Origin of the sequence: Tetragenococcus halophilus subsp. halophilus DSM 20339 (assembly GCF_003841405.1) — a bacterium.
GTDB classification, from domain to species: Bacteria; Bacillota; Bacilli; order Lactobacillales; family Enterococcaceae; genus Tetragenococcus; species Tetragenococcus halophilus.
Map to the genome: position 1 here is coordinate 456,367 of NZ_PXYA01000003.1, position 23,972 is coordinate 480,338.

At 36.4% G+C, this 23,972-nt stretch carries 21 protein-coding genes and 2 pseudogenes; 11 read left to right on the forward strand and 12 right to left on the reverse strand.

Features of this window, described 5'->3' with window-relative positions; all coding sequences use genetic code 11:
• Nucleotides 1-47: 47 nt before the first annotated feature.
• Nucleotides 48-626, reverse strand: a pseudogene (locus C7K42_RS11900) (transposase); the annotation flags it as partial.
• Nucleotides 627-760: 134 nt separating this feature from the next.
• Between C7K42_RS11900 and C7K42_RS11905 the strand changes: the two are divergent.
• Nucleotides 761-2,122 carry an IS4 family transposase gene (locus C7K42_RS11905; RefSeq protein ID WP_123985509.1) on the forward strand — a complete coding sequence of 454 codons (1,362 nt, stop codon included), beginning with the start codon at nucleotides 761-763 and terminating at the stop codon, nucleotides 2,120-2,122.
• 72 nt (nucleotides 2,123-2,194) lie between these two features.
• On the opposite strand, the pseudogene C7K42_RS11910 reads toward C7K42_RS11905, so the two are convergent.
• A pseudogene (locus C7K42_RS11910) lies at nucleotides 2,195-2,944 on the reverse strand (transposase); the annotation flags it as partial.
• Nucleotides 2,945-3,354: 410 nt separating this feature from the next.
• On the opposite strand from C7K42_RS11910, the gene rpsD reads away from it, so the two are divergent.
• The 6 genes from rpsD to C7K42_RS11940 all read left to right on the forward strand — a co-directional run bounded on the left by rpsD (nucleotide 3,355) and on the right by C7K42_RS11940 (nucleotide 7,516).
• Nucleotides 3,355-3,966 carry a 30S ribosomal protein S4 gene (gene rpsD, locus C7K42_RS11915; RefSeq protein ID WP_014125572.1) on the forward strand — a complete coding sequence of 204 codons (612 nt, stop codon included), beginning with the start codon at nucleotides 3,355-3,357 and terminating at the stop codon, nucleotides 3,964-3,966.
• 212 nt (nucleotides 3,967-4,178) lie between these two features.
• A complete protein-coding gene (locus tag C7K42_RS11920) occupies nucleotides 4,179-5,045 on the forward strand; it encodes an ABC transporter ATP-binding protein (RefSeq protein ID WP_103091660.1) in 867 nt (288 codons plus the stop codon).
• A complete protein-coding gene (locus tag C7K42_RS11925; RefSeq protein ID WP_061840995.1) occupies nucleotides 5,046-5,921 on the forward strand; it encodes an ABC transporter permease in 876 nt (291 codons plus the stop codon). It abuts the gene before it with no gap.
• Between the two features lie 24 nt (nucleotides 5,922-5,945).
• On the forward strand, nucleotides 5,946-6,413 hold the full coding sequence (locus tag C7K42_RS11930) for a LytTR family DNA-binding domain-containing protein (protein ID WP_082786922.1): 468 nt from the start codon (nucleotides 5,946-5,948) through the stop codon (nucleotides 6,411-6,413).
• Nucleotides 6,414-6,424: 11 nt separating this feature from the next.
• Entirely contained in the window at nucleotides 6,425-6,826 is a 402-nt protein-coding gene (locus tag C7K42_RS11935; RefSeq protein WP_014125576.1) for a DUF3021 domain-containing protein, read from the forward strand.
• Between the two features lie 150 nt (nucleotides 6,827-6,976).
• Complete coding sequence (locus C7K42_RS11940; protein WP_014125577.1) at nucleotides 6,977-7,516, forward strand: biotin transporter BioY; 540 nt, start codon at nucleotides 6,977-6,979, stop codon at nucleotides 7,514-7,516.
• Between the two features lie 38 nt (nucleotides 7,517-7,554).
• Here the strand turns inward: C7K42_RS11940 and C7K42_RS11945 are convergent, their stop codons facing one another.
• Genes C7K42_RS11945 through C7K42_RS11955 form a run of 3 tightly spaced genes read right to left on the reverse strand, consistent with a single transcriptional unit; the run spans nucleotide 7,555 to nucleotide 9,653 of the window.
• Complete coding sequence (locus C7K42_RS11945; protein WP_014125578.1) at nucleotides 7,555-8,157, reverse strand: DUF1054 domain-containing protein; 603 nt, start codon at nucleotides 8,155-8,157, stop codon at nucleotides 7,555-7,557.
• Nucleotides 8,158-8,177: 20 nt separating this feature from the next.
• Complete coding sequence (locus C7K42_RS11950; protein ID WP_014125579.1) at nucleotides 8,178-9,068, reverse strand: metallophosphoesterase; 891 nt, start codon at nucleotides 9,066-9,068, stop codon at nucleotides 8,178-8,180.
• Between the two features lie 15 nt (nucleotides 9,069-9,083).
• Complete coding sequence (locus tag C7K42_RS11955) at nucleotides 9,084-9,653, reverse strand: GNAT family N-acetyltransferase (protein ID WP_094243197.1); 570 nt, start codon at nucleotides 9,651-9,653, stop codon at nucleotides 9,084-9,086.
• Nucleotides 9,654-9,775: 122 nt separating this feature from the next.
• Here C7K42_RS11955 and C7K42_RS11960 point away from each other — a divergent pair, with 122 nt between their 5' ends.
• The gene (locus C7K42_RS11960) at nucleotides 9,776-10,225 is read left to right on the forward strand and encodes a YueI family protein (protein ID WP_014125581.1); all 450 of its coding nucleotides are present in this window, start codon (nucleotides 9,776-9,778) and stop codon (nucleotides 10,223-10,225) included.
• A 14-nt stretch (nucleotides 10,226-10,239) separates the two neighbouring features.
• Complete coding sequence (locus C7K42_RS11965) at nucleotides 10,240-10,656, forward strand: hypothetical protein (RefSeq protein ID WP_061840992.1); 417 nt, start codon at nucleotides 10,240-10,242, stop codon at nucleotides 10,654-10,656.
• Nucleotides 10,657-10,707: 51 nt separating this feature from the next.
• Here C7K42_RS11965 and gshAB read toward each other — a convergent pair whose 3' ends face one another.
• Nucleotides 10,708-12,984: a bifunctional glutamate--cysteine ligase GshA/glutathione synthetase GshB gene (gshAB, locus tag C7K42_RS11970; protein ID WP_014125583.1), complete on the reverse strand. Its 2,277-nt coding sequence runs from the start codon at nucleotides 12,982-12,984 to the stop codon at nucleotides 10,708-10,710.
• Between the two features lie 169 nt (nucleotides 12,985-13,153).
• On the opposite strand from gshAB, the gene C7K42_RS11975 reads away from it, so the two are divergent.
• Both C7K42_RS11975 and feoB read left to right on the forward strand, forming a co-directional pair.
• Complete coding sequence (locus C7K42_RS11975; protein WP_014125584.1) at nucleotides 13,154-13,681, forward strand: FeoA family protein; 528 nt, start codon at nucleotides 13,154-13,156, stop codon at nucleotides 13,679-13,681.
• A gap of 2 nt (nucleotides 13,682-13,683) precedes the next feature.
• On the forward strand, nucleotides 13,684-15,834 hold the full coding sequence (gene feoB, locus C7K42_RS11980) for a ferrous iron transport protein B (protein ID WP_103099762.1): 2,151 nt from the start codon (nucleotides 13,684-13,686) through the stop codon (nucleotides 15,832-15,834).
• A gap of 275 nt (nucleotides 15,835-16,109) precedes the next feature.
• Here feoB and ftsY read toward each other — a convergent pair whose 3' ends face one another.
• The 6 genes from ftsY to plsX all read right to left on the reverse strand — a co-directional run bounded on the left by ftsY (nucleotide 16,110) and on the right by plsX (nucleotide 23,968).
• The gene (gene ftsY / locus C7K42_RS11990) at nucleotides 16,110-17,279 is read right to left on the reverse strand and encodes a signal recognition particle-docking protein FtsY (RefSeq protein WP_014125586.1); all 1,170 of its coding nucleotides are present in this window, start codon (nucleotides 17,277-17,279) and stop codon (nucleotides 16,110-16,112) included.
• A gap of 37 nt (nucleotides 17,280-17,316) precedes the next feature.
• Entirely contained in the window at nucleotides 17,317-18,129 is an 813-nt protein-coding gene (locus C7K42_RS11995) for a Cof-type HAD-IIB family hydrolase (protein ID WP_014125587.1), read from the reverse strand.
• Entirely contained in the window at nucleotides 18,126-21,716 is a 3,591-nt protein-coding gene (gene smc / locus C7K42_RS12000) for a chromosome segregation protein SMC (RefSeq protein ID WP_014125588.1), read from the reverse strand. Before smc ends, C7K42_RS11995 begins: the two co-directional genes overlap by 4 nt.
• 9 nt (nucleotides 21,717-21,725) lie before the next feature.
• Nucleotides 21,726-22,421 (reverse strand): ribonuclease III, encoded by a 696-nt coding sequence (gene rnc / locus C7K42_RS12005; RefSeq protein WP_014125589.1) that lies wholly within the window; start codon nucleotides 22,419-22,421, stop codon nucleotides 21,726-21,728.
• Nucleotides 22,422-22,601: 180 nt separating this feature from the next.
• On the reverse strand, nucleotides 22,602-22,844 hold the full coding sequence (gene acpP, locus C7K42_RS12010; protein WP_014125590.1) for an acyl carrier protein: 243 nt from the start codon (nucleotides 22,842-22,844) through the stop codon (nucleotides 22,602-22,604).
• Nucleotides 22,845-22,963: 119 nt separating this feature from the next.
• A complete protein-coding gene (plsX, locus tag C7K42_RS12015) occupies nucleotides 22,964-23,968 on the reverse strand; it encodes a phosphate acyltransferase PlsX (protein ID WP_014125591.1) in 1,005 nt (334 codons plus the stop codon).
• Nucleotides 23,969-23,972: the final 4 nt, after the last annotated feature.

Below are 23,972 nucleotides of genomic sequence, written 5' to 3' on the forward strand. Positions count from 1 at the left end.
AATGAAAGCCAAGCCTTTTTTATCAAGAGGAAAAGGGGAAAAGTAAACTAGAGATTCAATCGCTGAATTCGTGTAAGGACTTCCCAAAAAAGCGTGTTGTAAACATTCGTACTTGATAAGTGAATTTGCACTTGACGCGCGTGTTCTGTGACTTTTCCAGCAATATGAAATAGTTGAAAACGGATCGTGTCAATCACCGTCGTCTTTTTCTCTTGCGGAAAAGTCAGCTGTTTCATCAAGTGGATGATATTATAGGCGATAAAACTTAGGGCTAAGCGAACCTTATTCGCTAAAAAGGAAGGACTGTCCGTTTTATCAGCGAAAAATCCGGTCTTCATTTCTTTAATGAAGTTTTCCATATTCCCTCGTTTTTGATAGAGCTGAAAAATGGTTTGGGGCGAAAGATGAGCGAAATCGGTCACCACAAATTGAAATTCGGAAAAAAGTAAAGTTTCGGCTTTTCGAGTAGCCTTGATGGCTACTGTTCGAGATCGGTCCCAAGAATCTGCTTGATAAGCCATCTTAAAATATTGATGTTCGGACTTTGTGTAGTCCGTACCGTTGGTATATTGGACAAGATGTTGCGCATAATGAATCAACCGTACGTTATTTTTCAATTTAATCACTAAAACTTGAAAGTTCAAAAATACAGTTCATCCCTTGATAAATAAACGTTTTTTTATACAAAAATAGCATGAACCACTCAAATCCTGGTATAATAGAATCAACGAAAAACCACTAACCAAGGAGTGTTCATGCCATGTCAATTATAACACAAACAACGCCAAACTCAGAAAAAATTTCTACCTCTGTGTCTGATTTTTTTCATCAGTTCCATGTAGCTTCTGCTCTTAAAAAATCGAATGCCGTGCACAGGAAGGGTTTCTCCGTTTCTGTTATTTTTTCGTTCCTATTAGCTTCGATCTTTACCAACGGTTCTACCTATCGGTTTTACCAAAAGCAAAAGGAACAGCTATCATTTTCAGATAAAACATTTCGCAACGTTTTGAATGATCCGCACATTCATTGGCAAAAATTACTGATCTTAGTGGCTAAATCCGTCATTACTTTCCTACGTCCATTGACGGATGATGCCCGAAAGACCACGTTTATCGTGGATGACTCCATGTATTCTCGCTTGAATGCGAAAAAAGTGGAATGTGCCGCTTTACAATACGACCATGCCAAGAAAAAATATTTCAAAGGATTTCGTTATTTACAATTAGGCTGGAGTGATGGCAATAGCTTTGTCCCTGTTGCTTTTTCGTTGCTCTCCGGGAAAAGAAAGCTCCAATCTGATCTTGATATCGGGGATCAACGCACGAATAGGGGGAAACGTAAAGCTCAAGCGCTTCGTAAAGGTACGGAAGTGACACTGGAACTGCTTCGATCGGCTTTGAACCAAGGGATCCATGCGGATTATGTCTTATTCGATACTTGGTTTTCCAGTCCCAAAATGTTCCAACAGATCCGTGACCTGAAATGCCACTGCGTAGCGATGGTTAAACGTAGTCAAAAGATCTACTACCGTTATCAAGGCCAAAAGATGGATGTCAAAGAAATCTTCAAACGAAACAAGAAACGCCGCGGTCGTTCTCGCTATCTTTTGAGTGTCCAAGTAGAAGCTGTCGTAGAAGGGAAAATCCTTCCCATTAAGTTGGTATATATTCGCAATCGCAATAAACGAAACGACTATTTGGTCTTAGCTTCGACCGATATCGATCTGACCGAAGACGAGATCATTCAGCTCTATGCTAGACGCTGGTCGGTGGAAGTCTACTTCAAGATGTGCAAACAATACTTAAAATTAGCCAAGTACCAAGGGATTTCTTATGACGGGATCTTTGCGCATACGACACTGGTAGCTATCGGTTATATGATCCTAGCGGTGCAAGAACGTGAAAGTAAAGACGACCGAACGCTTGGCGAGTTATTTTATCTTCTCATTGATGAGCTTTCCGAGCTTTCTGTATCGGAAGCCATTCTGCAATTACTCGTTTTATTCCAAGAAGCTTTTGCGGATGAATATGTTTTGGATGAAGCCGTATTAAATAACATTATCGAACAGTTCCTTGAAAAACTACCTTCCTCTATACAAAAACAGCTCAAGCAAGCAGGTTGAAGTTAATTTTGTGCATAAGATGCTTAGTATACCAAGGGATACGTATCGAAAAGTAGGTTTCAAGTTTTAGTTAATCACATAATGGGCGCCTCGACACTCACATTGTTTATAAATTTCCGGTTTGGCAAAGCCACTATCCCCGCGTACAAGCATTGTGGGATCACTCGAACGTTGTTGGTAATGCGCCAACATTTCTACGAGATAATCTTCGGCGTGGGTGGAGGTATAAGATTTGCCATGACGATGGCGAACATCTAATGCCAATCCGGTTAAACCTTCAAATGCCACAAATGAATGATACCCATTGAGGCCATAGTGGTAAATATATTCCCCTGCTTCTTGCTTTCCGTAAGTGGGACAACAGGTGGAATCCAGATCAAGCACGAGTTGTTGGCTGTTTTGCTGGTCCATGCCTAAATCGCCAAGTTTTTTCGCCACTTGTAATAGTTGATTAACATTTTCTTCTGTCAAGGTATGAAGCAAAGTAGACATCATAAATTGCGAACTAAGGCGTTCTTGTTTCAATGCTTCCTTAAAAAGGCGATCATATTGTAAGGTATTGGCGTCTCGGTCTCGAGAATAACCAGCGATCAATTGATATAGCCATTGTTTTACGACATCCAGCCATTCATGTTGGGCGAAGGCACGATACTCTGGAATATGAACGTATTGCGCTAACAGGGAATCAAAACGAATTTGATTTAGAAACTCCGAAAGTAAGACGAGCCCCGCGTCATTGGTTAAGGTGCCACCGTCATTGGCGATCAAGATGGCTTTTTGCTTATTGAATGTAAGAGAATTTTGTTGTAAAGTGAAAGACATAAGAACGCACTCCTTATTGTTATGTTTCGTTGACTTTACAATAACACGAAGTGCGTTCTTTTTGTACACCCAGAAGGTGAAGCAACTCAACCTTTAGAAAAAAGCACATGCCAAGGATTGAATGATCCTGGGAAAAATTTATAAATCATTCAGGTTTAATATTATTTTATTTACCCCTTAAGATCGTTTGGCCAAAGTTTCTTGACAGCATGCGCAATGACAAGGTATAATACCTTTCGTGTAAAATAATGCAGCAGAGATATAATAATTCGTCACCAGTTCGTCGCCTAATTTAGGTTCAATTGCGTAGCCGCGGCTGCAAAGGTGAAGATTGAAGAGCGCACTACACGAATTATGAATATTTCATCGGATTATTTTACTCCAAAAACAATTATTGGAGGAATTTTTTAATGTCTCGTTATACAGGACCATCTTGGAAAGTTTCCCGTCGCTTAGGTATTTCCCTATCAGGCACTGGAAAAGAATTGGCTCGTCGCCCATACGCACCAGGTCAACACGGCCCTACTAGTCGTGGTGCCCGCTCTGAATACGGCTTGCAATTAAGAGAAAAACAAAAACTACGTCGTATGTATGGACTCACTGAACGTCAATTCCGTACATTATTTACTAAAGCAAGTAAAATTAAAGAAGGTAAACATGGTGTTAACTTCATGATCTTACTTGAACAACGTTTGGATAATGTCGTTTATCGTTTAGGTTTAGCGACTACACGTCGTCAATCACGTCAGTTAGTTAACCATGGACATATTACAGTTGATGGTAAACGCGTGGACATCCCTTCTTACCATGTAGCAGTGGGACAAGTCATCGGCGTACGCGAAAAATCAAAAGAAATGTCTGCAATCACAGAAGCTGTTGAATCTGTTGTAGGTACACCTGCTTTTGTTAGCTTCGATGATGAAAAATTAGAAGGTTCATTGACTCGCTTACCAGAACGCGAAGAATTGACCCCTGATGTTGACGAAGCACTAGTTGTTGAATACTACAACCAATTGCTATAAGATTTTAACTTTAAGGCCGAAACTCTTATTAGAGTTTTGGTCTTTTTTTATGCTTCTTTAGTCACTTGCATTTATTTTTTTCCAACATCAATATTTTCCCTAATTTTGTCCTCAGTATTTTACTGCTTGGCAAGTAAAAACAACCACTTATCTATAAACAACGGACAAATAATATTTATTCTGCTAAGTTTTATTTGAAAGGCGGGATAAATATGATTCTAACCACTGATAAACTCACTAAAAAATACAAGGCTCAAACAGCCATCAACCATTTAAATCTAAGCATCGAGAAAGGAAGTCTGACAGCTCTTCTGGGACCAAATGGCGCTGGTAAATCAACAACAATGCAGCTATTAATTGGCTTGATACAACCTACAAGCGGAAAAATTTCTTATCAAAATCAGCTTAAAATTGGTGCAGTTTTTCAAACCAGTGTTTTAGACGATATGTTAACTGTAAAAGAAAATCTACAAATTCGTGCTGAACAATATCACAATATTGCCAAAACAAGAGTAAAAGAATTGATCGACCAATTAGGTTTAGTTAGCTTTTCTAAGCAAACTTACGGTAATTTATCTGGCGGACAAAAACGTAGAGTAGATATCGCCCGGGCATTATTAAACGAACCGGAGATCCTATTTTTAGACGAGCCCACAACTGGACTAGATATCCAAACACGCGCAAATATTTGGGCTTTACTAAAAGACTTACAAACTAAACAAAATTTAACGATCGTCTTAACCACACATTATTTAAATGAAGTTGATGAGGCAGACAAAATTTTTATCATCGACCACGGAACATTAATTACCCAAGGTTCTGCCCAAAATATAAAACAACGGTTCGCAAATAATTTATTATCTGTTCAACTAAAATCACAAAAGGACCTACAAGCATTTGATGAATTAGAAGTTTCTACTTTTTGTAAAGAAACCAATAAAATTACATTTTCACCCGAAAGTTCACAACAAGCAATCCATTTACTGACAAAATATCAGACATATATTCAAAGTTTTGAATTTCGATTAGGAACTATAGATGACGCTTTTATGAATTTAACCGGAAACGAGGTGCGTTAAATGAAGGCTTTGATAAAACGTAATTTGCTTTTATATTTCCGTAATAAATCGGGTGTGTTTTTTTCTGTATTAGGTGCGCTTATTTCTTTTATCCTTTACCTGATCTTTTTAAAAGAAACAATGACACCGGATTGGCCCCAACTATCGCAAAGCAATCAGTTATTGGATACTTGGTTGATTAGTGGTACGCTAACAGTAACAGCAATCACCACAACACTCACAAGTTTAACTCAAGTTGTTAAAGATCGAGAAACAAAGGTTTTTTATGATCTTTCATTAACTGATATAGGGGCTAGGCGTCTACAATTGAGCTACTTACTTAGTGCTACTTTAATTGGTATGATTATGCAGGCTATCTTATTCATTGTAATGTTCACTTATTTCTACTATGTAAATCATACAGTGATTCATTTGTTACAATTGATAAATGTTTTCCTTTTAATGCTTTTTAGTGCGCTATTATCAGCTACCTTGAATCTTGCGATTATACAACAAATAAAAACAGTAGATACCCTCGCAAAATTTAGTTCCATCGTAGGAACGGCTGCAGGTTTTTTAGTAGGGACGTATGTTCCTATTGGTGCATTACCTCATTTTGCGCAAGCTTTGATGAAATTAACTCCAGGAAGTTACATTGCTTCTTTATATCGACAAATACTATTAGCTCCTACATTATCGGAAGTTTTCAAAAATAACCCTACTGTAGGTGAAACTTTTGAAGAGGCTATGGGCGTACGTTTAAAAATTACTGAATTATTAACCTTTCAACAAACTTACATTTTAGTTATACTTATGATGTGTATAGCTCTGTTAGTCGCTTTATTGCCTCAATGGCTTAAAAAATACAAAAAATACCATACATTATTTCGAGAATAATTTTTAAAGAAAGAAGGCTTAGATTTGGTTAGATGTCGTTTTGAAATGGACCCACAATTTTCTGTGGCAGAACCTGAAGTTATCGTTCGTGCTGATAGTAAAAACATTGATATACAAGATCTCATAGCCTATATCGAACAGTATCAAAACCAGCTATCTTCAGCTAAAATTCTGCCTGTAAAAACAAACGATCAGCTTATTATGCTTAAAGCTGAAGCTATTATTTTAGCTGATATTCAGCAATCAACCCTTTTGATTTACACTGTTGATGGAATCTTTGCCACTTCAGAAACCTTGGTTCATTTTGCTAAACGAGTAGATAACATTAACTTTATCCAAATCTCAAAACACGCCTACATCAATCTGGACCATCTGCTTTCTTTGTCTGATAGCTTTTCGGGTAATATGACTGCTACATTGTCTCAAAACATGAAGACAGATGTTAGTCGAAAATATGTCAAATCATTAATGCAACATCTAGGGATTAAATAGGAGGTTTTCCTTTGAAAAAAATACTTCAATATGCCTGTATTGGCATTGGTTATGGTTCATTTTTTTACTTAATGATATTACTCTATAGACAAGGCATAACACCTACTAGAGAGAGTATTTTAGCTACTTTATTCATGAGTGCCCTTATCGGGATCAGTGCTATCTTATTTGATATTGAAAAATTAAATTTTTTATCGGCACTTATAATACACTTTATATGTACGCTATCTCTTGCTATCGGAATCATGTTTTACAACGAATGGGCTGATGATATCATGCATGATATTGAATTTTGGTTAATATTTATTATTATTTATGTTAGTGTCTGGGCTATTTCTTGTATCTCAAACTCGCTGAGAGTGGGAAAAATCAATCGAGCTTTATCGAAAAAAAGAGCAAAAAAGGGGTCATAACAGCATATATTGGTTACAATATGCAACATAATAAGATGTCTCTTCTTTCAACTGTAATTTCGTAAACACTTTATTTACAAAAGGTTAACAATATGCTATATTTTATGTTAACTAACAATAAAAAAATAGGTTTACGAAAAAGGTGAACGAATGAAATTAACTTTGCATCAGCAGCTAATGGCTGCTACATTTGCCGGTATTATTGCTATTTTTTCTCAGATTATTATCCCTGTTGGCGTCGTCCCCTGGAGTTTACAAACGTTTATTATTGGTTTATCCGTTACCTTATTAGGAAGAAGAGTCGGTACTTGGTCAGTTTTAATCTACTTTTTATTAGGATTGATTGGTCTACCTGTTTTTGCCGGTGGCGCCAGTGGTGTAGCGGCCTTATTTGGACCAACAGGAGGCTATTTAATTGGCTTTATTTTTACTTCGCTCATTATTGGTACCATAATGAAGTATAGAAAGTATAACTTTTTTTGGACAATTATCGCCAACCTTATAGGCTTTCTTGTGGCCCTTTGTTTTGGTACAGTTTGGCTGAAGTTTATTGCCGATATGGCCTGGTCGGCTGCTTTTGCTACTGGCTTTTTAGGCTTTTTATTTCCTGAAATCATCAAGTCTATCTGCTCGGGATGGTTTAGCGTTTTATTGATTCATCGCTTACCCCAAAAATTTTTCAGTACTTAATAAAATACCAGTCCATAATCACATGGGCTGGTATTTTATTAAAACTGTAACAGTTGATAGCATGGGACAAGACAACGGTAAGTCGCTAACATATATTCTAATGCTTGTTCCGGTTCTTGCCACAATTCACTATCTCGAGTAATGATTCTACCTACTTGAAACTCACCTTTTTTAACGTTTTTTAAACGTTCTAAAGCTTGTTTAACATTAGCTTGTGCAATATATTCATAATTATCCTTCGTATGATCAGTATTCATGACAGTATCAACTGGCAATTGTGTCAGCAATAAACTATTTTGTAAAAGCAGATCAGCCATTTGTTCTTTTTTGGGCGGTTGGTCAATAATTGATAAATACATAAAGACATATTCTGGCCAAATGCCTAGTTGGAAATGCGGGGTCATTTTGTAGCCCCGCTTATTATTGCTAAGGGCTGACCATGTATTCGCTGGGGGATAAACACTCCTTCTACGATGTTGCGCAAGATGGATAAATAATGTCTCATTCAATTCTTTTTCTAGCTCTTTTTTTATCCTTTCATCTAGTTCTTTAAAAATCGGTTGAATTTTTTCGCGAATAGCTTCCATCCGTTCGTCTAAACCCGTAATATCAAAAACTTTAAAACTTTCTTGCGTAAACATAAATACCTCCTGCTTTTTCTTTAATAATCAAGTAAAACCATTCCTTCTTGCAGCTCATTAAGAATATAACGCTTTTTATACTCAGCAAAAGCGTTAGTATAATGTTTTAGTAATGTCCGAGCTTTAAGCGGGTTAAAAGTATCCGCTAAATGATTTTTTAAAATGAACGAACGCGTTAAATACCACTCATAATAGTAGCCAAATGGACGACAGTGATACACCGTTTGTTGCAACATTTGTTTAGTAAAGCGATGATGTGTATGTCCAAAAACAACTTGTTCAACATTAGTAAATTCATCCAATACTGCCCCAAATTTCTTGGAACCTAAAAATGCATTTAACTGATTCCAACGTTCATATTTTTCGCTATGTTGTATAATGAAGTCTTCTTTTGGCACAAAGTGAGTACTTAAAATGACCTTTTTAGTATCAGGGATAGTCTGCAATGTTTCTTTTAACCGACGACAGATATATTCAGTGATTTGTGGATCTGAACCTATTCGATCAATAAAACGATCGTACCAATAAAGATTTTTTTTACGCCGATATTCTTTTTCCTCGGCACGCGGAACAAAACTATAATCATACCAGCCGTTAACTCCCAAAAGAACAGTTGAATCTGATAGTTTCTTACTTTGAAAATTTAAAAAATGCGGGTCATTAAAATCTTCAAAATTTGTCTGCTTATCAATATCTGCCATTTCATGATTACCCCAATGAAAAGTCGTGTCTATTTTTTGATCAAAAAAATAGACAACCTCTAAAGTCTTTTCTACCTTATTGGCCACATCTCCTGCAAAATGAACATGAGTAACATTTAACTTTTCCAGGTAATCTCTTATAAAGTACAATTCTTCATCTAGATGATTAATATCTGCATGTAAATCTGAAATTACAGCTAATTTTCCCAAAATAGAACCCTTCTTTTACGAATGAAACTTTTCCCATTGTGTCTTTGAAATGCTTTTTGTCACTTCAGTGATTGATTGTCCAGAACTTCTTCTAGCCTCAGGGATGATGCTATCAACGGTCATGCCAGTTTTCTCCATTACACGGCCAGAGTTGATATTTCTTTGATCATATTTTGCTTTTATTCGGATTAGATCTAGTTCCTCAAACCCTAATACAAGCAATCGATCACAGGCTTCTGCAGTATAGCCACGTCCCCAATAGTTTTTATTGATCACATACCCTAACTCCGCAACCGCTGATTCCATATTGACTCTAAGATCTATGGTCCCAATCAATTTTTGAGTTTCTTTTAACTCGATCCCATATTTTCCCAAGGGATGTACCATAAAATATTCAGCAATTGCCTCTTTTGTATCCGCCAATGTTTGGTGAGTTTCAAAAACAAACTGGGTGGTCTGTCGATCACTGCTATATTCATACATATCTTCTGTGTCTAAAAGCGTCATTGGTCGAAGAAGCAGACGCATTGTTTCCAATTTCGTATTGTTTGCTAAAATGTAGTTTTTGTTACGATTTAACTTCATTAATGTCACCTACTTTATAAAGTATCCCTTATTATACGCAATTTCAAGAAATTGTGAAGTATTTTAAAAAAAGAATCTGCCTGTGTTATAATAGATTTAACGATTTATCAAGGAGGATTACGATGACAGACGAAGTGCAAAAACATCTAGATAAAGGGATGTACGGTACCCCTTCTGTAAATCCTGATGAACAAAAAAGGTTTTTAGGAACTTTTCGTGAACGTGTTTACGTTCGTATGTCTATTCAACAAATGAAAGAAACAGAGAATAAAAAAATCTTAGAAAAACATCTGACAGATTACCCTAATGCTAATGTTTTGATCAATGGAAACATCAATGAATCACTACAAAGCAGCTACATCCAAATGGTTATGAAAGCTAGCTTAAAATTTACCGTTGTTGATACTGATTTAAAAGAAGATACGGACAGTGGTCTGCTTGTCATTTCTGATAAAGCAGTCAATGAAGACACAATTGATATTCAAGAAAAATTTACCGCTGAGCACGCACAAGCTCCTCAAGAAAAAACAGAGAAAAAAAGTTTTTGGCATAAACTTTTTCATAATAATTAAAGGAGGAAGCGCTTATGATAGTCCCTACCTATGCGCAGCTGAAAAAAGAGATGACCTTGGCGTTAGACACCCACATCGATATCTTAAAGGATGTTAGTACAATTGAAGGTAAACACTTAGAGGGTGTCATGTTTATGATGCGTAGTTTCGGTTTTATGCTTGATCGTGCACCTAAAGTTTTATATGAAGAAGACTCAGAGGAAATGAATTTTTTGATGTTTCAGTATTACAGTTTATTAAGTGAATTAAAACACAATTTAGCTTTGTATTATCCACAGGCTAAAATTCAAAATCGTACACTGATTGAAATCGCCGATACCTTCCCTACTACTTACGAAAAGGATATGAAACAATGGTGGGAAAATTTAACCGGTTTACAAGTAGCAGATAGTAGTAAACAAACCATTCACATCCAAAAATTTGATAAATAAACAAGAACTTGCTGGTATGTATTAACAAAGTACCAGCAAGTTCTTGTTTATTTAACGATCTTTTCTTTGAATAAAGTCAGGATATAAAAGCTTCAATATATCCATCGTCAATCGACGACCTTTTCCCTCAAAGGGATAGCAGTGCATATGCATCATCGGGTTAAAATTAGCTTCAATAATACCATACACGTCTGAGCTACTAGCAGGTAAGTTAATATCTGTAATAATCATATCGATCCCACAGATAGCCGCTCCCAGCGTTTGAGCTACCTCAACTGCGATTTGTTTATAATCATCTGTAAAGGCATCTGTCATATCAATTGAATCCCCGCCGGTTGAGACATTTGAATTATCACGTAGATAGATTGTTTCCCCTTTATTAGGAATTGAATCTATTTGATAACCTTGTTCTTGCAAAACAAACTGTTCACTTTGTCCTAAATGAATTTTTTCGAGAGGAGTACGATGATTTTCACCGCGTAAAGGATCATCATTTTTTCGATCAACAAGTTCTTTGATCGAATGTTTCCCATCACCACTGACATTAGCCGGCACCCGCAACAATACAGCTTTCACCTGATCGCCAACAACAAAAAACCGGTACTCTGTGCCAGCTAAAAACTCTTCTACTAACACCGAACTATCTTCTGCAAAAGCAGTGTCTATAGCTTTTATATAGTCTTTTTCATTTGTACCGTCTTTAAACACGGTAATTCCCAGTCCATAATTGGTGGATTTCGGTTTTACAACAATTCCTTTATCACGAAATTCTTCATAACTTGAATAAGCTGCTTTTTTATCCGTAAACTCTTTTCCTTGAGGTACCTTAAAGCCTGCTCGTTGTAAAAGTTTTTTAGTGACAGTTTTGTTTTCCATCATCAAAGGCGTAATGTAGGTATCTTTACTAGTCATGTTCCCGTTTTTGACGTATTCAGTATGATCTTGTGCAGTTAATTTTAAGAACTGATCTTGTCTATCTAAAACTTCAACTTGCAGACCCTTTTGTATAGCATCAAATAGAAATATTTGCGTAGAAAGTTCCATATCTGTAAAACCGGCTAGTTGATAAGGAGCTTGCCAAGCTTTTCTGTAATAAGATAAACCTTGTTGTACAGCTAATTCTTTTTGAGAAGTTTCTTTGCTTGCTAAGTAAATTCTTCCAGCCAGTGTTTTAGCTGGATCTTCGAGCATTTCCTCCAAATGATCTAAAATTTCAGTAGAAACATTAAGACCTGTTTGTGCAACAAAACTTCTAATTTCAGCTAATAGTTTTTGTGCTTCATCATAACAAGCTGTTTGTGACAAAGGAGACTCTAATGAAACTAATTCATTTAATTGATCGCCTTGAAACACCCATTCATCAGCCTCTGCTTTTTCATCAGTCCATAATAAAAACAACATAAAAATATGGAAAAATTCTACTTCTTCCTTACTAATCCCATATGGTTGGTAAGGGTCCAAATCAATATTGCGCAATTCGATGTAACGGACAGGTTTATTCGCTAAGTCGGCTACACTCTTTCCTCCTCTTAAACGAACCGGAGCGTAAAATTCTTTTTCTTCAGAAAGTTTGCCTTCTTCTACCATTTGTTGTATATCAGCTACATATTCTTCAACCGAACGATAAGTAACTTTTACGTCATCATGGTTTTGATAGCCGTATTTACTATTACGAATACTTCGTACCGGTTCTTCTGGTCGTTCATGTCCATTAAAGTAATGAGGGCCGCTTAATGGTGAAGCAGCAAAAAAATAAGTGGCAAACCAACGGTAATGTAAATAGTTCCGTGTCACTTTTAAGTAGACCTCTGATTTGAACTGATGGTAATTTTTATACTCATCTTGTAATTCAAACATTTTACGTACCATTTCATCATCGAATTCAAAATTAAAGTGGATACCGCTAACCATTTGTTTACGTCTTCCATAAGACATGGCAAGAAAACGTCGATACAGCACATCTTCAAAGTTATCAAGTTTAGCAATGACAATATTTTCTTCAACTTCTGGTAAGGCTGGCGGCATACTCATTGGCCATAACATTTCTTCTGAATCCATTGAACGATAAGCTGTATCATGAATAGCCGCTAACCAATCAAAAAGTTCAGTTATACTATCGGTAATAGGCGTCACTAATTCCATTTGTGTCTCAGCAAAATCCGTTTGAATATAAGGGTGAAAGCTTCGATTACCTAACGTTTTGGGATAATCTGTGGCTACCAAATCACCTGCTTTAGTTACGCGCTGACTTTCTTTTTCGACACCGTATCGCGCTTTTAATAAGTAAGGTTTTAATTGTTTATTGGTTAAAATTGGTTTAACGTTCATAAAATAATCCTTTCTTTTTTATATCCTATAGCTATTATAGCAAACAATAAAATAGGAAGCTTTAATTTTGTATCGAACAAAAAAAATAATTATATAAAATAAAAAATTAGAAGTTTTGTGAATTTAATATCAATAAACATTGACATTAAATAAGAATGGGGGTACGCTAATGATAATGAATATCATTTTCAATATTCAAAAATGCTATATTGCTAATAAAGAAAGGGCTCGTATGAAACAATTAACTGACGTTCAATATCATAGTGTTTACCAAGTTCACTATATCACAACGCTTCCCGATACAAAGAAGCATCTACAAACAATCGGCATTGTTCCTGGTAAAAAAATTTCTTTGTTACAACTTGAACAACAAAATGGTATCATTCTTCTGCAAAAAAGTCGTATCGCTTTAGATCGTTCTATTTTAGAAAACATTTTTGTAGAAGAAGTACAAGAAAAAAGTGCTTGGGTTCCACTTGACCAGTTAAATGCTAGTGAGCAGGCAACTGTCGTTAGTATTCACGGTGAAGGTGCTGTCAGAAGGCGTTTGATGGATATGGGGGTAACCAAAAATGTCCAAATTTATGTAAGAAAACTCGCACCCTTAGGTGATCCGGTAGAAATAACATTGCGTGGATATGAGCTGACTTTGCGTAAAAAAGAAGCCTCGCTTATTTTGGTAGAAAAGGAGATTTAAAAATGGAAAAACAATTTGCCTTAGCAGGCAACCCTAATAGTGGAAAAACGAGTGCTTTTAACCATCTAACAGGAGCCAATCAATATGTAGGAAATTGGCCTGGAGTGACAATTGAACGCAAGTCAGGGTTATTAAAAAGAAGTAAAATGATAGCGCTTCAAGATCTGCCTGGAATCTATTCTTTATCACCTTATACACCAGAAGAAGTCATTACCCAAGAGTATTTACTTAATCAAAAACCCGATGCGATCATTAATATCATTGACAGTAGTAATTTAGAACGAAATCTTTATTTAACGACGCAACTTTTGGAAACCGGTCTTCCAGTTGTTCTAGGAATGAACATGATGGATATAGTAAAGAAAAACGGGCAAACAATCAATTTGTCTAAACTCGCCTATGGTTTAGGGGTACCAGTGATAGGAATGAGCGCCCTAAAAAAAACAGGCTTAGAGAAGTTAATTGAAACAACTCAAGAAGAAGCCGAGAAAAATACAGTCGCCTATCCTGCCTACGATCCTAAATTAGAGTCGGCTTTAGATGAAATTAGTGATATTTTAGGTAATACTGTTTCCGAAAAACAAGTACGTTGGTATGCTATCAAATTATTTGAAAAAGATCCATTAGCGACAGAAAGTTTAAACTTAAGTTCTATACAGAAAAAAGAAATTGACGATATTATCCAAATTACCGAAAAGATATTTGACGATCAAAGTGATGCGATTTTAGTCAATGAACGTTATGAATTTATCACACGCTTGATTTCTTTAGCTATGATCAAGGAAGATGGCTTTAAACTAAACCTTAGTGATAAAATTGATCGTTTCGTTACCAATCGTTTTTTAGCTTTACCTATTTTTGCTATTATCATGTGGGGAATTTATTATCTTTCCATTCAAACCGTGGGAACGATAAGTACAGATTGGGTCACCGACGACTTTTTTGGTGAAATCGTCCCTGACTTTGTTGAAACTTACCTTATTAGCTGGAATGTTGCTGATTGGATGCAAGGGTTAATTTTAGAGGGAATCATTGCTGGTGTCGGAGCAGTCTTAGGTTTTTTACCTCAGATTATTATCTTATTCTTATGTTTAGCAATATTAGAAGACTGCGGATATATGTCACGGATTGCTTTTGTCATGGACCGTCTTTTCCGTAAGTTCGGTCTTTCGGGAAAATCATTCATCCCTATGTTGATTGCAACAGGTTGCGGAGTCCCAGGAGTTATGGCTAGCCGTACAATCGAAAATGAAAATGATCGACGAGTGACAGTAATGGTAACAACTTTTATGCCTTGTTCTGCTAAATTACCAATTATCGCATTGATTGCAGGCGCTTTTTTTCCAACTAGCAGCTGGGTAGCCCCTTCGGCTTACTTTGTCGGAATTGCAGCAATTGTACTTTCCGGCATTGCTTTAAAAAAGACACACGCACTAGGTGGCGATCCTGCGCCTTTTGTTATGGAGCTGCCTACTTACCACCTACCACAAGTAAAAAATGTACTACAACAAACCTGGAATCGCGCAACTGCTTTTGTTAAAAAAGCGGGCACAATTATTTTAGTTTCTAGTATTCTTATTTGGTTTACCTCTAGTTTCAATTTTACTTTGCAACAAGTACCAGAAGATCAAAGTATCTTAGCCGCGTTCGGTCGATTGATCGCACCACTATTTGCTCCTTTAGGCTGGGGACATTGGCGAGGTGCCGTAGCTACTCTTACTGGCTTGATCGCAAAAGAAAATGTTATCGGTACTTTTGGTATCTTATATGGCAACTTAGCTTCAGTTTCAGAAAGCGGAAGAGAAGTTCGGGGACTTGTACAAGGCGACTTTACTGCTATTGCTGCCTATTCATTTTTGGTTTTTAATCTCCTATGTGCTCCTTGTTTTGCGGCAATAGGCGCGATCCATCGAGAAATGGCTAATTCAAAATGGACGCTACTGGCGGTTATCTATCAGTGCGGTTTAGCTTATGCTGTAGCTTTAATTACTTATCAATATGGCTCCGTTATTTTTGGAACAGCCGCAATATCTATGGGCACAGCCGCTGCAACTATTATCTTACTTACAATGATCTATTTTATCGTAAGAAAACCGCAACAAAAACAACTCGTTCCCACAGCAATGTTTCCACCATTGAAAGAAGGGAAATAATATGTCAACATTTATTTTATCAGTTATTATCTTCGGTTTTAGCGCTTGGGCCATTTATCGACAAATCAAGGGTAGAGGCCACTGTGAAGATTGCGACAATAGCTGCCCAGTTAAGCATGAACAGGTAAAGAAATAAAAGACTTTAACCTTCTGGATAATTATTGTATAGGAGGTTTTTCTCTAGAGTGTTTCTTTTTTTACAAAAATAACCAACCGGCTAAACATTAATCTTGCTTAGCTGATTGGTTATATTTTTATAAAGAAAATAAAGGTTTTTACTCTTCTTGTAAAAGTCCTTTGAAAAGTCCGACGACAAAGTCATTAGGATCAAAAACTTCTAAATCATCAATACCTTCACCAAGTCCGACTAATTTTACTGGTAAATGCAGTTCATTGCGAATAGCCAGTACAATACCGCCTTTAGCTGTACCGTCCAATTTTGTCAGTACCAAGCCTGTTACATCCGTCGTTTCTTTAAATTGCTGCGCTTGGTTCATAGCATTTTGTCCTGTTGTAGCATCTACTACCAACAGTACTTCATGCGGTGCAGTAGGGTTTTCTCGTTTTATGATTCGTTTAATTTTATCTAATTCATTCATCAAATTGACTTTATTTTGCAAACGTCCAGCCGTATCAATCAGTAAAACATCAGCTTGTTCTTCTTTAGCTCTAGTCATGGCATCAAAAACGACAGAAGCTGGATCACTACCGGTATTTCCGCGTACTACTTCCACATCAGTTCGTTCTCCCCATTGTACCAATTGGTCAATAGCTCCAGCACGAAATGTATCCGCCGCTGCTAGTAATACTTTCTTACCTTCTTGTCTATATTGATGCGCAAGTTTTCCAATACTAGTCGTTTTTCCTGTACCATTTACACCCACGAATAAGAAAACGGACAAGTCGTTTTGCTGCTCATTAAGTTCATTGACTTCCATCTCTCCTTCTTCTTCGTAAAGGTCCACCAATTTTTCAATAATAGTATTTTGGACAGCTGCAGGTTTCTTTGCATTCTTGATTTTTACTTCTTCCCTTAGTTCATCGGCAATCCGCATAGAAGTATCAAAGCCCACATCTGCACCTATTAAAGTATTTTCTACCTCTTCAAAAAAGTCTTCGTCTACCGAACGAAAGTTAGCAAACAACTCATTCATACGATCTTTAAACGTTTTACGTGTTTTGCTTAGTCCTTTTTCATACTTTTTCTGCGTGTCAGCTGGCGCTTCTTCTATTTTTTCAGTTTCTTCTTGCTCATCAACAGGAAACGCCGTACTTTCAGTGGTTTCTTCAAACTCTTCTTCTGTTTCAGAGCCTTTTGCAGCATCAGTTTCAGTTGACTCATCAGTTTTTTCGTCTTCTAAGGTTTCTTGTGTTGTATCTTCTGTCTGCTTTTCTTCTTCTTTATCTTTCACAAAGGCATGTTTAATCTTATCAAAAAGTCCCATTTATGTTTCAACTCCTTTGCCTAAATTTTAATGGCGCTCAATTATTGAGTACATATTTTTCAACAACTTGTGCAACCCCATCTTCTTCATTAGAAGTGGTGATGATATTTGCTTTTTCTTTTACCTGTTCTACAGCATTTGCCATCGCAACACCAAATCCTGCGTATTCAATCATCGGCAAGTCATTTTCTTCATCGCCAATCCCCATTACTTCTTCAGGAGAAAAAGCAAGATCTTTGGCTAAAGAAGCAATGCCAAAGGCTTTAGTAATTCCCTTAGGCATAAATTCCAACAAATTGCCACGAGATTTAATCACTTCATAACGATCTTTGTAAATCGCTGGGATTTTAGCGATTTGCTCATCTAAATACTCTTGATGATATCCTACAACAGCTTTATTATATAAACGTTTGCTTGTTAGTTCTTCAACAGACGCTGCTTGAAAAGTTAACAGCGGATTTAACTGCGGATAAATTGATAAATGCTGAGCTGAAGTTGGCAAAGACAACACCACATCATCTGACAATATATCTAAGGGAAGATCTAGTTCTCTAGCTAAGTGCGTCAAATCCATAATATCTTCTAATTTCATCGCTGCTTTTTCAACAATTTCTCCCGTATCATTTTTTTGCACTAAACCACCATTAAAAGTAATACTGTAATCCCCAACAGCTTGCATATCCAATTCCTCTAAATAAGGACGAATACCCGCCAGTGGGCGACCAGTACAAATGACGATTTTAGTTCCTTGTGCTCTAGCCTCTTGCAAAACTTCTTTGTTTTTTAAAGAAATCTTTTTTTGTCCATCTAACAATGTGCCATCTAAATCAATGGCTATCAATTTAATCATACACTATCTTTCCCTTCAACTGCAATTTGTCCATTTTCTCCTACATCTTTTAACCGAACCGAGACAATTTTAGAAACACCAGATTCTTCCATTGTAACCCCATATAATACATTACAAGCTTCCATTGTTCCTTTTCGATGGGTTACAATAATAAATTGCGTGTTATTATTAAAAGTCTGTAAGTAATTAGCAAAGCGTAGTATATTCGCTTCATCAAGTGCTGCTTCTACTTCATCCAATATACAAAAAGGAACGGGGCGTACTTGAATAATGGAAAAAAGTAACGCAATAGCAGTCAAGGCTCGTTCTCCTCCAGAAAGTAAACTTAAATTCTGTAATTTTTTGCCTGGTGGTTGTGCCTCAATTTCAATTCCTGTATTTAATAAATCATTAGGATCTGTCAAAAATAATTCAGCACGTCCGCCACCAAACATATTAGGGAAAACTACTTTAAATTGTTGTCGAATTTTTTCGAAAATATCCTTAAAACGAGTTTTCACTTCTTCATCCATTTCACCCATGGTAGTAAACAATTGATTTTTAGCTGCTAGTAAATCTTCTCTTTGCTTATGCAAAAAGTCATAACGCTGAGAAACTTCTTCATATTGTTCAATCGCATTTAAATTTACTGGACCTAACTGTTCAATCTTATAACGTAAATGTTGAATCTGTTCTTTTGTTTCATCATTTTTTTCTACCGCTTGATAGTCAGCTTCGGCTTTTTCAAAAGTGATATGATATTCTTCTTGTAAATAAGCAAGACGATGATCTAGTAAATTCTCTTGACGATTTTTAGCTACTTCAACCGTTGTTTTTTCAGCTAATTTTTCTTTTTGTTCTTGGTTTAACTGACTCAAGCTTTCATCTTGTTCATTGATTTCTTGATACAAACGGTCACGTTTTTCTCTTTTATCACGTAATTTTACTTGCAGTTCATCTTTTTTTTCTGTTAAAGATGCAATTTGCTTTTGTAAAGATTCTTCGGATACTTCATGATCTGAAACGTTCGATGTTAAAGATGATAATTGCTTTTCCAATGTTTCTTTTCGCTGTGTTTGTTCTGAAAAAGATTGCTCATTTGTTTGAATCTGTTGTTTAAGTGTATTTATTTGTTCTTTATTTACAGCAAGTGTTGCTTTTTTTTCAGACAATTCTTGACTAAGACTTTCTCGTCTTTTTTCTATTAAATCATCTTGTTCATTTAAGTCTTGCATTTCGTTTTGTAGTTTTTCTAGCTCTTTTCCTACATTTTCTTGCTGTTTTGTTAAGCTTTCTTTTTGTTCTGTATAACTATTGATAAAGTCTTGTACTTCACGATTTTCAAATTCATAAATTTTCTGCTCTTTATCCAAACGCTCAATTTCTTCCAAAATATGGTTCTTACGACTTTGTAATTCTTGTTCTTCTAAACGAGAAGATTCACTTTTTGTTCGCAAATTCTCCAGTTCTTTTTGACAATCTGTCGCTTGTTTTTGAAATTGTGCTACTTGTTTTTCAATTGTTTGTAATCTTTGGTCGCTGCGCTGCGCCTGTTCTTTTAGACTCTGGAGTTCATTTGCCTGACTAAATAAGTTTCCCTTATTGCCACGCTTAGTCGCGCCACCTGTCATAGAACCTCCAGCATTCATCACATCTCCACTCAAAGAAACCACTCGGTAACGAAATTGTACAGCGCGAGCAATAGCATTGGCACTTTCTAAATCGTTAGCGATCAAAGTTGTCCCTAATAAGTTCTGCATAATCGCAGAAAATTCTGCAGAAAACTGGACCAATTGGCTAGCAACGCCGATAAAACCATTAACACTTTGTGCTTGGTTCAATGCTGTAGTGGATATTTGTCGTGGCTTGATTGTAGTCATCGGCAAAAATGTTGCTCGTCCAGCTTGGCGCCTTTTCAAGAAGGTGATCCCTTCTCTAGCAGCTACTTCATTTTCTACCACAATATGCTGTGCTTGCGCACCCAAAGCTGTTTCAATAGCCTGAGTATAATCGGATGGTACCTCAATTAATTCAGCTACCGCTCCTGCAATACCCGAAAGTTCATTTTGTTGTTGCAAGACAACACGTACTCCTTGATAAAAGCCAGAATGATTTTCTTGAATATCTTGTAAAGATTTAATTCTAGCTTTAATTTGACGCGTTTCATCCATCAATTGATACATTTTCTTTTGTGCATCTTCATATTGTTTTTGATAGGATTGTTGTTTTTCTTGTAAACGAGCAAATTGTTTGTTTTCTTCAGATATTGTAGCTTGCAATTGCTCTAGCTGGTTACTTACTTCTGTAACACTTTCTTGTTTTTGCTGGTAATCTTTGTTTGCATTTTCTTGTTTTTCCAAAGAACTTTGGTTTTTAGCCACTTCTTGTGTATATTGCCGTTCAAGATATTTTAGCTCGTTACCAATATTGGCCTGTTCTTGCATCTGATCTACATATTTAGCCCGCAGTTCTTCGATTAATTCTTTCGTCGATTTTTGGTATTTTTGTAATTCCGCATTTGCTTGTTCTATTTCTTTTTCAACTGTTTGGGCAAAGCCATTTTTTTGCGATAACTTTTCTACCAAATTCGCTTTTTCTTTTTCTAAAGTGCTAATTTTTTCGTTTGTTTCCGTTAAGTTTTCTTGGTATTCTTGTGCGCTCTTTTGCGTATGCTTTGAACGTTCTTGTAATACCTCTTTTTGTCCTTCAGCTTGTTTTAACGCTTCAGCCAAAGAAACTTGACTCTGATTGTTTTCTTCTAACCATTGATCAAGATGACTACGTTTTTTACGCTGTTCTTGTAACTTACTTTCTTTTTCCTGAATTTGCCGTGCAAGAGCCGCCAACTGTTCGTTTAAACTTTCTAGTTGCTGTGCTGCTTGTTCAAAACCAGACTTTGCTTCCTTCATTTCAGCAACAGTATAAGCGACATCAATTTGAGTGAATTCTTCTTTTAATGATAAATACTGCTTGGCAATCTTACTCTGTTCTTTTAAAGGCGCCATCTGATCTTCTAGTTCATAGACGATGTCTTGCACACGGCTTAAGTTATCTTCAGTTTCAAAAAGCTTTTGTTCCGCTTGTTTTTTTCGCTGTTTATATTTTAAAACACCCGCAGCTTCTTCAAAAATCCCTCGTCGATCTTGCGGCTTGCTCGCAAAAATAGCTTCGACTTTTCCTTGAGAAATGATGGAAAAAGACTCTTTTCCAAGCCCGGAATCCATAAACAACTCTTGAATATCTTTTAGCCGACAAGCTTGTTTATTCAAAAAGAACTCACTTTCACCCGTTCGGTGTAAGCGGCGAGTAACATTTACTTCACTATAATCCACTGGTAAATAATGGTCTGTATTGTCTAATATTACTGTGACTTCACTAATATTCAACGGTTTACGTGAATCCGAACCAGCAAAAATCACATCAGGCATTTTTCCACCACGTAAATTGCGGGCAGATTGCTCGCCTAATACCCAGCGTACAGCTTCAGTTATATTGCTTTTTCCACTGCCGTTTGGACCAACAACGCCGGTTAGCCTATTTTCAAAGTCGATCACTGTACGGTCAGCAAATGATTTAAAACCGGCTAGTTCGATTTTTTTTAAATACACCTAGGTTCCTCACTTACGTTCAAGATCGGCTAATGCATTAGCTGCCGCATCTTGTTCTGCTATTTTTTTCGATTTGCCGTGACCTTTACCGACTAATTCGTCATCACAATATACTTCAATCCAAAAAAGACGCTCATGAGCAGGGCCTTCTTCTTTAACTAAACGATAGTCGATAATACGGTCTCCAGAACGCTGCAAAACTTCTTGCAGACGTGTTTTATAATCCATCTCATGTGAAAAAGTACCTGATACAACTTTAGGGTAAATAACCATCTCTAAGAATTTCTCAACTTTTTCTAAGCCTTGATCTATATACAAAGCGCCTAAAAAAGCTTCAAATAAATCACATAATAAAGCTAGACGCTGACGCCCACCGGAATGCTCTTCACCTTTACCAAGAGCGATATAACGATCAAAATGACATTCCTTAGCAAATGACGCTAAGCTGTCTTCTCTTACAATCGCCGCTCTTAATTTTGTTAATGTTCCTTCTGGTACGTCTTGATACTGAAAGTATAAAAATCTAGAAACTAATAATTCTAAGACAGCATCTCCTAAAAATTCTAAACGTTCGTTATCTGATAATTGTAGTTGACGGTGCTCATTCACATAAGATGAATGGGTAAATGCCTGATTTAACAAATTGACATCATGGAACACAATACTAAAGTTCTCTTTTAATTCTTTTAAAAACTGTTTGTCCATTTTTCCATTCCTTTTCTTTTTTGACCTTCTTACATTATACTGATTTTTACTAAATAATGAAATGATTGTGCGATAAGAAAGCAAAAAACTTTGGGGAAATTTATGGCTTTTTATTTCAATAAAAAATCAGAAATTAAGCCCTAATAAAAAAACGACCCTCATTAGAGGATCGATCGTTTATTAGTTTAAATTTGAATTAATATAATCAACTGCTGCGCCAACCGTTTGAATTTGTTCTGCGTCTTCATCGGAAATTTCTGTACCGAATGCTTCTTCTAATTCTAACACAAATTCCATCACACTGATTGAATCAGCATTTAAGTCATCTTTAATACTCATGGATTCATTTACTTGATCAGCTGCCACTTCAAAGTGATTGGCGATCACTTCAGCTACTTTATTAAATATTTCATCACGCGTCAATTGTACTCACCTCCACGCCGTTATCATAGCAAGAAATAGCTACCCAATATTTTACGATTTTTTATATCGTTTGTCTATACTTTTTTCATTTTTGTAACAAAAGTTGCATTTTCATTACATTAATTAGCTGCATCATCTCTTTCAAATTGTTCAGTTAGCTTTTCAACGACCTTTGTCTCCAACATCGTATGGATCTGTCTAATTGTTGCCGCCACTGCTTCAGGTTCTGTTGCTCCGTGTGTTTTTATAACAGGAGACTTCACCCCGAATAAAACGGCGCCCCCGTATTTGGAATAATCCATTTCATTTTTTAAACCACCAAGTGCATTTTTTAATAATAAAGCGCCCAATTTTCCTTTGACGCCTTCATCAAGAATGGATTGTTTCAACAGTTTAGTAATATTTAAAGCCGTTCCTTCGATTGATTTTAAGACAGCATTACCAGTAAACCCATCTGTCACAACAACATCAGCAACGCCATTTAAAATGTCGCGAGACTCAATATTTCCCACAAAATTAATGCTAGCTTCATTAGTCAAAAGCTCAAAAGCTTTTTTAGTTACTTCGCTGCCCTTAGATTCTTCTGTTCCATTATTTAAAAGTCCTACTCGAGGATTTTCTACCTTTCGAACATTGGCTGCATAAAAAGATCCCAGAATACCGTATTTAAGCAAATGTTCCGCTTTATTTTCAGCATTAGCACCTAAATCCAGCATATCAAATCCTCTATTTTCACCAATAACAGGTAATGTTGACATTAAACCAGGACGTTCTATGCCTTTAATACGTCCTACAATAAATAAACCAGCAGCCAAAAGTGCACCTGTATTACCTGCAGAAAAACAAGCATCTGCTTCACCTTTTTTTACAGCTTGCGCCGCTAAAACCATTGAAGCTTGTTTTTTGCGACGAATCGCGCGAACAGGTTCATCCTCACTATCTACCTTTTCATCTGTGTGGATAACCGTAATATTGCTTTCATCTGTTACATATTTTTTAATTTCTGCTTCTTTTCCGTATAACTGAAATTCAAGCTCAGGAAAATCCTTTTTGGCTAACATTACACCAGAAACAATTGCTTCTGGTGCATTATCGCCACCCATAGCATCTACTGCGATCTTCACTTTA

Coding starts and splice junctions, on each gene's coding strand:
- C7K42_RS11995 (WP_014125587.1), bottom strand. CDS start 18,129: ATGATTAAATTGATAGCCATTGATTTAGATGGCACATTGTTAGATGGA.
- C7K42_RS11945 (WP_014125578.1), bottom strand. CDS start 8,157: ATGTTTACGCAAGAAAGTTTTAAAGTTTTTGATATTACGGGTTTAGAC.
- C7K42_RS11960 (WP_014125581.1), top strand. CDS start 9,776: ATGACAGACGAAGTGCAAAAACATCTAGATAAAGGGATGTACGGTACC.
- C7K42_RS11925 (WP_061840995.1), top strand. CDS start 5,046: ATGAAGGCTTTGATAAAACGTAATTTGCTTTTATATTTCCGTAATAAA.
- C7K42_RS11940 (WP_014125577.1), top strand. CDS start 6,977: ATGAAATTAACTTTGCATCAGCAGCTAATGGCTGCTACATTTGCCGGT.
- C7K42_RS11905 (WP_123985509.1), top strand. CDS start 761: ATGTCAATTATAACACAAACAACGCCAAACTCAGAAAAAATTTCTACC.
- gshAB (WP_014125583.1), bottom strand. CDS start 12,984: ATGAACGTTAAACCAATTTTAACCAATAAACAATTAAAACCTTACTTA.
- feoB (WP_103099762.1), top strand. CDS start 13,684: ATGGAAAAACAATTTGCCTTAGCAGGCAACCCTAATAGTGGAAAAACG.
- ftsY (WP_014125586.1), bottom strand. CDS start 17,279: ATGGGACTTTTTGATAAGATTAAACATGCCTTTGTGAAAGATAAAGAA.
- C7K42_RS11955 (WP_094243197.1), bottom strand. CDS start 9,653: ATGAAGTTAAATCGTAACAAAAACTACATTTTAGCAAACAATACGAAA.
- C7K42_RS11965 (WP_061840992.1), top strand. CDS start 10,240: ATGATAGTCCCTACCTATGCGCAGCTGAAAAAAGAGATGACCTTGGCG.
- rpsD (WP_014125572.1), top strand. CDS start 3,355: ATGTCTCGTTATACAGGACCATCTTGGAAAGTTTCCCGTCGCTTAGGT.
- rnc (WP_014125589.1), bottom strand. CDS start 22,421: ATGGACAAACAGTTTTTAAAAGAATTAAAAGAGAACTTTAGTATTGTG.
- C7K42_RS11975 (WP_014125584.1), top strand. CDS start 13,154: ATGATAATGAATATCATTTTCAATATTCAAAAATGCTATATTGCTAAT.
- C7K42_RS11920 (WP_103091660.1), top strand. CDS start 4,179: ATGATTCTAACCACTGATAAACTCACTAAAAAATACAAGGCTCAAACA.